Raw genomic sequence first — 11,804 nt, 5'->3', positions numbered from 1 at the left:
CATCCGGCAACTCATACGTTACTTCTGTTGGACGCCTTCCACTGAGATGATCAGATCGACTTCCTGAGACGCCGGGCCGAGATCGGTGGTGATGTTGAAGTCCTTCAGCTTAATTTTACCTTCTGCTTCAAAACCTGCACGCGTGCCACCCCACGGATCGCCGCCCTGACCGATCAGCTTCGCATCCAGCGTAACCGGTTTAGTGACGCCGTTCAGGGTGAGATTACCGGTGATATCCAGGTCGTTCCCCTCTTTCTTCACGCTGGTAGAGCTAAAGGTCGCCTGCGGGAATTTGGCCACGTTAAGGAAATCTGCGCTGCGCAGGTGCTTGTCGCGTTCGGCGTGATTGGTGTCAACGCTGTTGGTGTTGATGGTGACGTTAACCTTATCGGCTGAGGGATTTTTCTCATCAAAGGTAAAAGTCCCGTCGAAATCTTTAAATGTGCCGTACAGCCAACTGTAACCCAGGTGCTGAATACGGAAATTAACAAAGGCATGCTGTCCTTCTTTGTCAATTTTGTAATCTGCCGCCACGGCTGACCCGGTGGTGAATAACAGAGAGGCGAGTGTAAGTCCCAGCAGGTTTTTTTTCATTTTAAGCTCCATAGTCAGATGACGATTTTCCCAACATGCGATTCAGGGTATCGTCGTTATCGATAAAGTGATGTTTCAGGGCCATCAGTCCGTGCAGAAGCGATAAAACCACCACGGTCCACGCAAGCCACAGGTGCAGACTACCGGCGAGGTCGGCCTGAGCGCCCGCATTGGCAAGGGTGGCAGGAATGTCGAACCAACCAAATACGCTTATCGCTTTGCCATCAGCGGTGGAAATCAAATACCCGCTGATGACAATAGAAAAGAGCAATGTGTATAGCGCGAGGTGACCCAGTGCCGCCGCGATGCGGGTTAAACGGGAATAACTTGCCAGCGCAGGAGGAGGTGGGGAGATCAACCGCCAGACGACGCGGATAACCAGCCCCATCATAAGCACAACGCCGATGCTTTTATGCAGTTCAGGGGCCTGGTGATACCAGCCGTCGTAATAGCTGAGTGTGACCATCCACAATCCCAGCGCAAACATGCCATATACAGCAATCGCAATCAGCCAGTGTAAAGCGGCAGACACCACGCCATAGCGTTGTGGAGTATTATTGAATTGCATAAGTGCACCGTTAGATATTTCAGAAGTGAATGAAAATGGCGCGTAAAAGACATTAATGCAACTAATAAATAACAATAATGGTGATATTTGTTTTTGATTCAATAAAATTGATTGAATTATGAAGTAATCATCAAGGAATTAGTAGGGGTGGATGACATTAAGGCTTGGTTTCTGGGTGTTTAAGGTATTTTTCTTGTTCAGTTAATTGCAATGAAAATTAAGTTAATATCAGTTTATGTCAATTAGTGTCAGCGTTGCGGGTTCAGAAAAACATAATATATATCACATCCATAATTGCCAGCAGCGACCATAAAATAATGTAGAGCATAAGATGCTCGCGAATATTATTAACCAGATAGTGAAAGATGCGGCGCATCAACGTTATTCCTGTCATTAAAAATGGCCTCACCAACGAGGCCATTCATTTATTATCGCTTAAAACGATTTAGCCTGAAGGGAGTCAGGTCAAAGTCAGACGGTTTGTCCTGGGCGAAGTCTGCCGCAATCTCTCCGAGGACGGCGGCAAACTTAAAGCCATGTCCGCTCAGCCCGGTGATGATCAGCGTGTTGTCATGCTCCGGTAGAGTATCAATAATAAAGTCTTCATCTGGTGAGTTATCATAGGTGCAGGACGCACCGTGCAGACAGCAGCCAACGCCTGGCAGTATTGTACGCAGGAATGGGAAGGCTTCAGAACCATCGCTGGCTACAGCGGCAAACGGCTTGCGCTCTTCTGCCGAATGAATTACCTGTCCACCATTGTGCTTACCAATTTTTAGCTCGTCGTTTTCTGCCGGGAAACCGTAGAATTGATCGCCATTTGGTAGCTCTCCGGTGAAGGCAGGGAAGTTATTCTTAACGCTGTAACGCCCATCGGCTTGATACCAGGCGAACACTTTGCGTACCGGTTGTATCGGTAGTTCAGGGACTAATGCCTGTACCCAGGTTCCGGCGCTGATCACCGCTTTTTGCGCGTGATAGTCACCATCGGCGGTTTCTACCGTGACGCCATCATCACTATGACGAATTGCGCTGACCGGGCATTTAAATAGCTGCGCACAGCCTGCTTCTTCCGCCAGACGGATCCAGGTTTTAATCGCTAACTCACTACGTAAAAAACCAGACTCCGCTTCAAACAGACCGATATAGTTTTCAGGTACGCGAATCTCTGGCCAGCGCGCCATAATGGCTGCTGCATCCAGTTGTTCAACATTGAGTTGCCACTGTTTTGCACTTTGCGCCGCGGTCGCTAAGAAGGTTGAATCTGCCGGACCAAGGTTGATGACACCAGAGCGCACAAAAATCGGCTCTTCATTTTGGGTGGATAATTCATCCCATAATGTTTGCGCACGCAGCACCAGCGGAACATATTTTTCACCTTCGCCATAGGCATGACGAATTAATCGAGTGTCGCCGTGGTGGCTGCCCTGCTGATGCGGTGGCATATGCGCATCGATCATCAGAACCTTCAGACCGGCGCGAGTGGCATAGTATCCGGCTGCGGCGCCCACGGAACCGCTGCCAATTATGATTAAGTCGTATTTCATCCGCTTCTCTCTGCAATCGCGATAGTAGCAGGGTAAATAAGTGACCCGGAATATTCAACCTGGAAATAAGAAAGGCACCGGAAAGGTGCCTTTTGATGGTTGGATGTATCAGATTTAATGTCGCTGATACTCATTTACCTGGTAATCGCCGGATTCAATTTTAGCGATTCCTGCTTCTAATATCGAAATAAATTGCCTGGCAACATCAGTGGTTAACCAGAGCGTTTGACCAACTTCAGTCCCATCCGGGTCAGGACGATTCGGGGTCTGGTAGTGCAAACGCAGCATCAGCGCATCGTAGCTATCAACAGTGCTGATGTCCCATCCTACTAACGGATGAGTCTGAATGACTTCATTATTCTTTTCCATCATGCCCCCTAATTCGTGTTACTAGACAACGGTTTTCGAGGTTCAATGCGTTTTTTCTGAAGCAACTTCAGTATATCAATAAATAAGGGTATTCATTGAAAATTTAAAGAGGTAAGCACATAAAATTTTCGTTTTCAGCGTTATCTGACTAACAAACCGACATGTTATTCATTTTTTTTAAGCATGTTGCACAATTATTTTGGTGTTGTGGTTAAAAGATAGCCAGGAATTTATTATTAAAATATCAGTTTGCCAGAAGGAATGAACTATTGATTAAAAGATGGTGTGTATAAAAAAGCCGGGGCGACCCGGCAAACAAACATCACTGCATATCATTATTTATTCATTGATGAACCAGTCATCCGCGCTTTCCCAGGTCTCCTGGAGGATCTCGCTGATGCGTTCTTTATCCTCTTTGGTGGCACCAATAACCGACAGATTGTTTGCGCCGGCATAACGGACGGTAACGTTACCTTCGTTATCCGGAAAATGGTGCTGAATACGGCGGGAGAGTTCACCTGCCAGCGCGTCAATTGCACCAGCAGGTAAAGGTGAAGTTTTGGCAATAGTGACTTCAATACGCATAGTAGCCCCCTGTGGAATATACTGTTTATTTATACAGTTATTCTCACCAGTTGGCTACACTTTTTTTAGCTTTTCACGGACCAGTGTACCGTTTCGCCACCCAGGAAAGGCACCAGCGTATCATCTTGCAGCGCAATGCTCTCCGGGACCTGGTGCTCCACGCGTTCCAGCTCAATAAAGGTTTCATTCACCGGCAAACCGTAGAACTGTGGGCCATTGAGTGAGCAGAAGGCTTCAAAATGGTCCAGTGCATTCATCTCTTCAAACACGGTGGCATAACTGCCCAGTGCGGTCGGCGCATTAAAGCAGCCCGCACAGCCACAGCTTGACTCTTTGCGATGACGCGCATGCGGCGCTGAGTCGGTACCGAGGAAGGCGCGGTTAAACCCGCTGGCGACCAGCTCACGCAGCGCCTGTTGATGGACGTTACGTTTGAGGATCGGCAGGCAGTACAGATGAGGGCGAATCCCGCCGACCAGCATGTGGTTGCGGTTAAACATCAGGTGCTGCGGCGTAATGGTCGCCGCCAGGAGGTCATTGCCGTCGCGCACGTATTCGGCAGCATCTTTAGTCGTGATATGTTCGAACACCACTTTCAGCGCAGTTAAGCGCTGACGCAGTGGTTCCATCACCGTTTCAATAAAGCGCGCCTCGCGATCGAAAATATCGATATCCGCATGCGTCACTTCGCCGTGCACCAGCAGAGGCATACCCAATTTTTCCATCCGTTCCAGCACTGGCATGATGGCATCAATAGAGGTTACGCCATGCGTCGAGTTGGTGGTGGCATTGGCCGGATAGAGTTTTGCGGCGGTGAACACGCCTTCGTTGAATCCACGTTCCAGCTCATTGGGATCCAGCGTATCCGTTAAGTAGAAGGTCATTAATGGCGTGAAGTCGTGTCCGGCAGGTACCGCGTCAAGAATTCGCTGGCGGTAAGCGATAGCCGCGTCCACCGTGGTGACGGGCGGAGCCAGGTTCGGCATGACAATGGCGCGGCCATAAACTTCGCTGGTATAGGGCACGACAGTTTTTAACATGTCGCCATCGCGAAAGTGAAGATGCCAGTCGTCTGGGCGGCGGATCTTTAAAACCTGGGATGGTGCAGTCATCAATATGCTCCGGCTGAGGATAGTCTTTTTTGCCGGAAACAAAGGATAAGCGGAAACGTTTTCGTTTGCACGAAAAAAAAGGGCGCATCGGCGCCCTCTGTCATATTAGTCGGTGAACGGGATAATGATTTCTCCCGGTTTCACCTCAATGCCTTTCGCCAGTTTTTTCGCCAGCGCTTCCCCCTGGCTGCTGTCATCCCGCAGAATGTATGCCGGCTGCTGGTTGAAATAGTTGCGCAGCGACTGATTTAAATAAGGCATCAGCGTTTGCAGTACCGACTGCATTTTTTCCGGCGTGACGGTAGCGTCCACGACTTCCATTTCTTGCAGATAAATCGCGCCTTTTTCTTTATTGAAAACCGGTAAGGCTTTTAGCTTCAACTTCATGGTCGCTTTCTGACTGCCAAACAGGGAGTTCATGTCCAGGTTGGCGTCTCCGGTCAGCGTCACTTTATTGGGTTCTTCACGGCCTATCTGGCTGGCGAGGTTGTTCAGTACGATATGTGCTTCAGCGACGCCAGGCAAACCGATATCTTTAGAAAAGTTATTATTCTTCGCCAGGGCCTGATTAATCTCTTGCTCGCTAACCGTGTATTGCGTGAGTTGATTACAACCAACCAACAGGCCGCTGACAATTAGTGCAGCGGCAAAAAAAAACTTTTTCATGGGGTTCCTCAACATGATGCTTGTGGTGTAATCGTGACACAAAGCATCATCGAGCACCAGCGCTGCGGGTAACAGCAGAAAAAACTGAAAAATGCGCGTACGCCAGATTGGCTATCAGGCGTCAGGCTCCAGCATACCACGCGTTGGGCGTTTGAGACTGAATTGCCAGCCCAGCGCCAGGAAAGTGATGAAGCCGATAATACCGAGCATCATCCAGGGCAGCTCAGGTTGTGCCAGGGCTTTACCCATGTCAAACAGCCAGCCGCCGCCGATATAACCAATGGCGCCGCCGATGGCGAGTCCCAGTCGACTGAAACCCATATAGCTTCCCCGGGCACGTGCATTCGCCAGCGAGGCGCTCAGGGTTTCACGCGCCGGTTCGGCGATGATTGAGCCAATATAGAACGTGCAAATCAGGGTGAACAACTGCTGCAAATTCCCGACCAGGCCGATGGGCATCATGCTTAAAGACATCACCAGCAGACCGGCCATCAGGCGATGCTCAAGGCGAAAGCGTTTTTCACTCCAGCGGGCAATCGGGTAGAGCAACGTTAAAGAGAGGCACGCCTCGATGGCATACATCCATTTCACAGCGGCCGGTGAGCCAGCGATGTCGTTTACCATTATTGGCAGCATCAGCATCACTTGCACCGCCAGCATGTAATAGCCCGCCAGCGTCAGCACATAAGTGACAAACCGCTTGTCATGCATCACATGGCTCATTCCTTCGCGCACCGGAATTTTCACCGTTGACAGCTTCCATGCCGGAAGTAGCCAGGCGTTAAACGCCGCGCACAGAACGAACAAAATTGCGCCAGTGGCACACACCAGACGGAAATCGTATTGCAATAACCAACTGCCGAGCAACGCGCCAACCACGGCCCCGGCGCTATCCTGCATCATCAGAATAGAGAAAAAACGCCCGCGCTTTTCCGGACGGATCAGTTTGACCACCAGCGCCGAGCGGGGAGGGTCGAACAACGTGCCGCCCAGCCCGGAAAGAAAGCAGGAAAACCATAGCAGCCACGGTTCATGGGCAATGCCCATGGTGGCGAATCCGGCAGCGCGCATCAGCATGCCGGTGACGATCATCGGTTTTGCCCCGAAACGGTCAGCAATAGCACCGCCGAAGATACCTAAACCTTGCTGGATAAATTGACGTAATCCAAGCGCGATACCGACCATCACGGCAGCCCAGCCCATTTGATCGACAAAACGAATTGAGATCAGCGGGAAAACGACGAAGAAACCCAGCACGACCAGCATGTTATCGATAAGAAGGAAGTATTTACCCAGGTTCCTTGCCTGCGAGACTTGCGACATTTCCCCTCCAGGGAAAAACTCGTCACTCTGCATAGAGTTTAAAAGATAAGCACCTCCTATTCTGCGGTGTCGTCATCGCTTTTCCCACCCTTCGCGGGACAATATTTTTTTATCAAAAGTCCGTCTTGATAGAGAGTTTTCATCAAAATGTGTGAATAATTCAAAAAATGGCATTTTGCTCTTTTCACAGGGCGTATTTGCGCAGGTATAGTAATGCGAATAGCGTATTGAAGACGTTACGGGAAGGAGTAGGTATAGAATGTTTGGCTATCGCAGTAACGTGCCAAAAGTGCGCTTAACCACGGACCGCCTGGTCGTGCGTTTAGTGCATGAGCGTGATGCCTGGCGTCTGGCAGATTATTACGCAGAAAATCGTCATTTCTTAAAACCCTGGGAGCCTATTCGCGATGAAAGCCACTGTTATCCGTCAGGCTGGCAGGCGCGTCTGAGCATGATCTCTGAGTTTCATAAACAGGGCACCGCTTATTACTTTGCGCTGCTCGATCCGGAAGAAAAAGAGATTATTGGCGTCGCGAACTTCTCGAACGTCGTGCGGGGATCTTTCCACGCCTGTTATCTCGGTTACTCCATTGCGTAGAAGTGGCAGGGGCAGGGGCTGATGTATGAAGCCTTAACCTCGGCCATCCGCTATATGCAGCGCACGCAGCATATTCACCGCATTATGGCTAACTACATGCCACATAATAAACGCAGCGGTGACCTGCTGGCGCGACTGGGTTTTGAAAAAGAAGGGTATGCCAAAGACTACCTGCTGATTGACGGGCAGTGGCGCGATCACGTGCTGACGGCGTTGACCACATCAGAATGGACCCCCGGCCGCTAAGTTTCAGATGCAGCCATGATTAATGGAGAAGACGATGAAATACGAATTAACCGCCACTGAAGCACGGGTGATTGGCTGTTTATTAGAAAAACAAGTGACTACACCTGAACAGTATCCGCTCTCCGTTAACGGAGTCGTAACCGCCTGCAATCAAAAAACGAATCGTGAACCCGTGATGAACCTGTCGGAATCCGACGTGCAGGATCAGCTTGATAACCTGGTGAAACGGCATTTCTTGCGTACGGTGAGTGGCTTTGGTAATCGCGTCACGAAATATGAGCAGCGTTTCTGCAACTCTGAGTTTGGTAATCTTAAGCTCAGCGCGGGGGAAGTCGCGCTCATTACCACGCTGTTGCTGCGCGGCGCTCAAACACCTGGTGAACTGCGTAGCCGCGCCTCCCGGATGTACGAATTCAGCGACATGGCCGAAGTAGAGTCGACACTGGAGAAACTGGCAACCCGGGAAGATGGTCCTTATGTCGTTCGCCTGGCGCGTGAGCCGGGCAAACGTGAAAGCCGTTATATGCACCTGTTTTGCGGTGACGTTGATGAAGCGATGACAACGGTAGATGAACTTCCGGCAGCTTCGGGCGATCTACAGGCGCGCGTTGAAGCGCTGGAAACAGACGTCGCGGAGCTTAAGCAGCGGCTTGATTCCTTGCTGGCGCACCTGGGAGACTGATGTGAATAAATTACGTATCGGCGTTGTCGGGCTCGGCGGGATTGCGCAAAAGGCCTGGCTGCCCGTGCTGGGCGCTAGTGCAGACTGGACGCTGAAAGGGGCATTTTCACCTTCGCGGGAAAAAGCGCAGCGTATCTGTGATACCTGGCGGATACCCTACGTTGATTCACTGGTTAATCTGGCGCAAACCTGCGATGCGGTTTTCGTCCATTCCAGTACCGCAACGCACTATGCGGTGGTCAGCGAACTGCTGAATGCCGGGGTTCACGTGTGCGTGGATAAACCGCTGGCGGAAAACCTGCGCGAGGCTGAACAATTGGTGGAGCTGGCCGAGCGGAAAAAGCTGACGCTGATGGTGGGGTTTAACCGTCGATTTGCGCCGCTGTATCAGGATCTCAAATCCCAGTTGGGCAATGCGGCGTCCGTACGCATGGATAAGCACCGGACGGACAGCGTCGGGCCGCACGATCTGCGCTTCACTTTGCTGGACGACTATCTGCACGTTGTCGATACCGCATTGTGGCTGGCGGGAGAGAAAGCGCAGTTAAATAACGGTATGCTGTTAACCAATGACTCCGGCGCGATGCTCTATGCGGAGCACCATTTTTCTGCCGGGCAAATGCAGGTAACGACCAGTATGCATCGCCGCGCCGGTAGCCAGCGCGAGAGCGTGCAGGCGGTGACGGATGGTGGCCTGATTGACGTTACGGATATGCGGGAATGGCGGGAAGAGCGCGGGCAAGGTGTGGTGCACAAGCCGGTAGCAGGCTGGCAAACTACCCTGGAGCAGCGTGGTTTTGCCGGATGCGCACGTCATTTCATTGAGTGCGTGCAAAATCAGACGGTTCCCCAGACGGCAGGTGAGCAGGCGCTCCTGGCCCAGCGCGTTGTCGAAAAGCTGTGGCGGGAGGCGATGGCTGAATAATCCCCTGTAACATCTGGCGGTAGTAATTCATTGTAATCCAGGTACTATATGCCAACTCAAAAATAACACCTCTTTTCAACCATAGGCTGGTTTGTCGGCCTGATAAGACGCTACGGCGTCGCCATCAGGCACAGCAAAAGTGCCGGATGGCGGCGATCATGCCTTATCCGACCTACGGGCAGGTTTGTCGGGGTTTTGCCTCAGAGTCTGGAATACAACATAGATGAATTTATTAAAGTCGCTGGCAGCCGTCAGCTCGATGACGATGTTTTCACGTGTGCTGGGTTTTGCGCGTGATGCGATTGTCGCCAGAATCTTTGGCGCAGGGATGGCGACTGATGCCTTTTTTGTGGCATTCAAACTTCCTAACCTGCTGCGCCGAATCTTTGCTGAGGGCGCTTTTTCGCAGGCGTTTGTGCCTATTCTTGCCGAATATAAAAGTAAGCAGGGGGAGGATGCGACCCGCGTCTTTGTCTCTTACGTTTCCGGGCTGTTGACTCTGGCGCTGGCCGTGGTGACGGTCGCCGGAATGCTGGCTGCCCCGTGGGTGATTTTAGTCACCGCGCCTGGGTTTGCCGACACCGCGGACAAATTTGCGCTGACCACTCAACTGCTACGGATCACCTTTCCGTATATTCTGCTGATCTCACTGGCTTCGCTGGTGGGTGCGATCCTGAATACCTGGAATCGCTTTTCCATTCCGGCGTTTGCGCCGACCTTTCTGAATATCAGCATGATCGGTTTCGCGCTGTTTGCTGCTCCTTATTTTCACCCTCCGGTGCTGGCGCTGGCGTGGGCCGTTACCGTTGGCGGCGTGCTGCAGCTGATTTACCAGCTTCCGCACCTGAAGAAAATTGGCATGCTGGTGCTGCCGCGCGTGAACTTCCGTGATGCGGGGGCGATGCGCGTCGTCAAGCAAATGGGCCCGGCGATCCTTGGGGTATCTGTCAGCCAGATTTCACTGATCATCAATACGATTTTCGCTTCGTTTCTGGCCTCTGGCTCAGTGTCATGGATGTATTATGCTGACCGTCTGATGGAGTTTCCGTCTGGCGTACTTGGTGTCGCGTTGGGGACTATCCTGCTGCCCTCGCTGTCCAAAAGTTTTTCCAGCGGTAATCATGATGAGTATTGCCGTCTGATGGACTGGGGGCTGCGTTTGTGTTTTCTGTTGGCATTACCGAGCGCCGTGGCGTTGGGGATTCTGGCCAAACCGCTGACGGTTTCTCTGTTCCAGTACGGTAAATTTACCGCCTTTGACGCCGCGATGACGCAGCGCGCGCTGGTGGCATACTCGGTAGGTTTGATTGGCTTGATCGTGGTGAAAGTGTTGGCCCCAGGTTTTTATTCGCGCCAGGATATTAAAACGCCAGTCAAGATTGCCATTGTCACGCTGATTATGACCCAGGTAATGAACCTGGCATTTATTGGGCCGCTGAAACATGCCGGGCTGTCGCTGTCGATTGGTCTGGCGGCGTGTCTGAACGCTTCACTGCTGTACTGGCAACTGCGGAAACAGAAAATTTTTACCCCACAACCGGGTTGGGCCTGGTTCCTGGCGCGACTGGTGATTTCTGTGCTGGTGATGTCGGCGGCGCTGGTTGGGATGCTATACATCATGCCGGACTGGTCGCAGGGAACGATGTTATGGCGTCTGCTGCGTCTGATGGCCGTTGTGGTGGCAGGTATTGCTGCTTACTTCGCTGCGCTCGCGGTGCTGGGCTTTAAAGTGAAAGAGTTTGTGCGCCGGACGGCGTAACAGATTAATGCCGGATGGCGGCATGACGCCGTATCCGGCCTACAAAACGCGTAGGCCTGATAAGCAAAACGTTATCAGGCTAGCATCAGATAGAGAATTTTTTCCCGCCGCGGTGCGCAGCAGAGGTTTGACCGTTTGCGCCATACAGCGCCGGTTCCTGGTGCGGTTTCAGCACTTGAATCGCTTGTTGATTGCGCTCGATCTGCCCTTCCAGCAGCCAACCGTTGTGCTGGTTGAGTTCGCGTAGGTCCTGTGTTTTCCGGGTAATGGTCTGCCAACGCTCGGCAATTTCATCATTGGCGCTGCGCGTGGCGTCATGCTCCAGACGGCGCTGCTGCTCCAGGTAATCAAGGGTTGCCAGCAAAGAGCTTTTTTCTTCTGTAATACGCTGTAGCTGGCTGCCGTTAATATATCCTGCGGAAAGCTGCTGCTGTTCAGCATCCATTACCGTTTTCAGGTCATTGAGGACGGTCGTCATCTGGTCAAGTATTTCTGACAAACGAGTCATACTTTATTTACTCTGTAAGTAGCTCTGCGCCTCGCGGATCAGCGAGTCGGCAATTTTTCCGGTGTCCATTTTCAGCTCGCCATTACGGATTGCGGTTTTGAGTGCTTCCACGCGTTCCATATTGATGTCATTGGTGCCGGGCTGCATCAGTTTGGCCTGGGCGTCGCTCAGCATGACGCTGGTGCTGGTGGTGGCGGTGGTTTTTTCCTTCCGCGTTTTTTGTACCGGCGCATCGCTGGTTTCACGTGGCTGAACGGTACTAACTGGCTTCAATGGTGAGGTACGATCAATGCTCATTTTGTTTATCCTCATCGAGGGGTTA

The 11,804-nt window shown here is 51.6% G+C and carries 14 protein-coding genes and 1 pseudogene; 4 read left to right on the top strand and 11 right to left on the bottom strand.

The window, feature by feature from the left end; all coding sequences use genetic code 11:
- Positions 1-18: 18 nt before the first annotated feature.
- The 9 genes from HVZ39_RS15540 to mdtH all read right to left on the bottom strand — a co-directional run bounded on the left by HVZ39_RS15540 (position 19) and on the right by mdtH (position 6,764).
- A complete protein-coding gene (locus HVZ39_RS15540; protein WP_101699918.1) occupies positions 19-594 on the bottom strand; it encodes a YceI family protein in 576 nt (191 codons plus the stop codon).
- A gap of 1 nt (position 595) precedes the next feature.
- The gene (locus HVZ39_RS15535) at positions 596-1,162 is read right to left on the bottom strand and encodes a cytochrome b (RefSeq protein WP_181632650.1); all 567 of its coding nucleotides are present in this window, start codon (positions 1,160-1,162) and stop codon (positions 596-598) included.
- Positions 1,163-1,424: 262 nt separating this feature from the next.
- Positions 1,425-1,538: a YceO family protein gene (locus tag HVZ39_RS15530; protein ID WP_003036148.1), complete on the bottom strand. Its 114-nt coding sequence runs from the start codon at positions 1,536-1,538 to the stop codon at positions 1,425-1,427.
- 52 nt (positions 1,539-1,590) lie between these two features.
- On the bottom strand, positions 1,591-2,709 hold the full coding sequence (gene solA / locus HVZ39_RS15525; protein ID WP_016156182.1) for an N-methyl-L-tryptophan oxidase: 1,119 nt from the start codon (positions 2,707-2,709) through the stop codon (positions 1,591-1,593).
- Between the two features lie 114 nt (positions 2,710-2,823).
- Positions 2,824-3,078: a biofilm formation regulator BssS gene (bssS, locus tag HVZ39_RS15520; RefSeq protein ID WP_003036154.1), complete on the bottom strand. Its 255-nt coding sequence runs from the start codon at positions 3,076-3,078 to the stop codon at positions 2,824-2,826.
- Positions 3,079-3,417: 339 nt separating this feature from the next.
- Positions 3,418-3,663 carry a DNA damage-inducible protein I gene (gene dinI, locus HVZ39_RS15515; protein ID WP_003036157.1) on the bottom strand — a complete coding sequence of 82 codons (246 nt, stop codon included), beginning with the start codon at positions 3,661-3,663 and terminating at the stop codon, positions 3,418-3,420.
- Between the two features lie 65 nt (positions 3,664-3,728).
- Positions 3,729-4,775, bottom strand: a complete 1,047-nt coding sequence (gene pyrC / locus HVZ39_RS15510) for a dihydroorotase (protein WP_181632649.1) — start codon at positions 4,773-4,775, stop codon at positions 3,729-3,731.
- Positions 4,776-4,880: 105 nt separating this feature from the next.
- Positions 4,881-5,441: a lipoprotein gene (locus HVZ39_RS15505; protein ID WP_016152618.1), complete on the bottom strand. Its 561-nt coding sequence runs from the start codon at positions 5,439-5,441 to the stop codon at positions 4,881-4,883.
- 114 nt (positions 5,442-5,555) lie between these two features.
- On the bottom strand, positions 5,556-6,764 hold the full coding sequence (gene mdtH / locus HVZ39_RS15500; RefSeq protein ID WP_016156184.1) for a multidrug efflux MFS transporter MdtH: 1,209 nt from the start codon (positions 6,762-6,764) through the stop codon (positions 5,556-5,558).
- 259 nt (positions 6,765-7,023) lie between these two features.
- Here mdtH and rimJ point away from each other — a divergent pair.
- The 4 genes and pseudogenes from rimJ to murJ all read left to right on the top strand — a co-directional run bounded on the left by rimJ (position 7,024) and on the right by murJ (position 10,974).
- A pseudogene (rimJ, locus tag HVZ39_RS15495) lies at positions 7,024-7,608 on the top strand (ribosomal protein S5-alanine N-acetyltransferase).
- Between the two features lie 34 nt (positions 7,609-7,642).
- Positions 7,643-8,290, top strand: a complete 648-nt coding sequence (locus tag HVZ39_RS15490) for a YceH family protein (protein WP_049040969.1) — start codon at positions 7,643-7,645, stop codon at positions 8,288-8,290.
- Position 8,291: 1 nt separating this feature from the next.
- Entirely contained in the window at positions 8,292-9,215 is a 924-nt protein-coding gene (locus HVZ39_RS15485) for a Gfo/Idh/MocA family oxidoreductase (protein WP_181632648.1), read from the top strand.
- A 223-nt stretch (positions 9,216-9,438) separates the two neighbouring features.
- On the top strand, positions 9,439-10,974 hold the full coding sequence (gene murJ, locus HVZ39_RS15480) for a murein biosynthesis integral membrane protein MurJ (protein WP_016152622.1): 1,536 nt from the start codon (positions 9,439-9,441) through the stop codon (positions 10,972-10,974).
- A gap of 85 nt (positions 10,975-11,059) precedes the next feature.
- On the opposite strand, the gene flgN is transcribed toward murJ, so the two are convergent.
- Together flgN and flgM are read right to left on the bottom strand one after the other, a co-directional pair.
- Entirely contained in the window at positions 11,060-11,482 is a 423-nt protein-coding gene (flgN, locus tag HVZ39_RS15475; RefSeq protein WP_016152623.1) for a flagella biosynthesis chaperone FlgN, read from the bottom strand.
- Positions 11,483-11,485: 3 nt separating this feature from the next.
- Positions 11,486-11,779, bottom strand: a complete 294-nt coding sequence (flgM, locus tag HVZ39_RS15470; RefSeq protein ID WP_016152624.1) for a flagellar biosynthesis anti-sigma factor FlgM — start codon at positions 11,777-11,779, stop codon at positions 11,486-11,488.
- Positions 11,780-11,804 lie beyond the last annotated feature (25 nt).

The sequence above is a fragment of the Citrobacter sp. RHB35-C21 genome, from assembly GCF_013816515.1.
Taxonomy (GTDB): Bacteria; Pseudomonadota; Gammaproteobacteria; order Enterobacterales; family Enterobacteriaceae; genus Citrobacter; species Citrobacter braakii.
This window is presented reverse-complemented; position numbering and strand designations above follow the sequence as displayed.

Excerpts from the sequence above, each read along its gene's own strand:
- HVZ39_RS15535 (WP_181632650.1), bottom strand. The coding sequence starts at position 1,162 with ATGCAATTCAATAATACTCCACAACGCTATGGCGTGGTGTCTGCCGCT.
- dinI (WP_003036157.1), bottom strand. The coding sequence starts at position 3,663 with ATGCGTATTGAAGTCACTATTGCCAAAACTTCACCTTTACCTGCTGGT.
- flgN (WP_016152623.1), bottom strand. The coding sequence starts at position 11,482 with ATGACTCGTTTGTCAGAAATACTTGACCAGATGACGACCGTCCTCAAT.
- solA (WP_016156182.1), bottom strand. The coding sequence starts at position 2,709 with ATGAAATACGACTTAATCATAATTGGCAGCGGTTCCGTGGGCGCCGCA.
- HVZ39_RS15540 (WP_101699918.1), bottom strand. The coding sequence starts at position 594 with ATGAAAAAAAACCTGCTGGGACTTACACTCGCCTCTCTGTTATTCACC.
- HVZ39_RS15530 (WP_003036148.1), bottom strand. The coding sequence starts at position 1,538 with ATGCGCCGCATCTTTCACTATCTGGTTAATAATATTCGCGAGCATCTT.
- bssS (WP_003036154.1), bottom strand. The coding sequence starts at position 3,078 with ATGGAAAAGAATAATGAAGTCATTCAGACTCATCCGTTAGTAGGATGG.
- mdtH (WP_016156184.1), bottom strand. The coding sequence starts at position 6,764 with ATGTCGCAAGTCTCGCAGGCAAGGAACCTGGGTAAATACTTCCTTCTT.
- HVZ39_RS15505 (WP_016152618.1), bottom strand. The coding sequence starts at position 5,441 with ATGAAAAAGTTTTTTTTTGCCGCTGCACTAATTGTCAGCGGCCTGTTG.
- murJ (WP_016152622.1), top strand. The coding sequence starts at position 9,439 with ATGAATTTATTAAAGTCGCTGGCAGCCGTCAGCTCGATGACGATGTTT.
- flgM (WP_016152624.1), bottom strand. The coding sequence starts at position 11,779 with ATGAGCATTGATCGTACCTCACCATTGAAGCCAGTTAGTACCGTTCAG.
- pyrC (WP_181632649.1), bottom strand. The coding sequence starts at position 4,775 with ATGACTGCACCATCCCAGGTTTTAAAGATCCGCCGCCCAGACGACTGG.
- HVZ39_RS15490 (WP_049040969.1), top strand. The coding sequence starts at position 7,643 with ATGAAATACGAATTAACCGCCACTGAAGCACGGGTGATTGGCTGTTTA.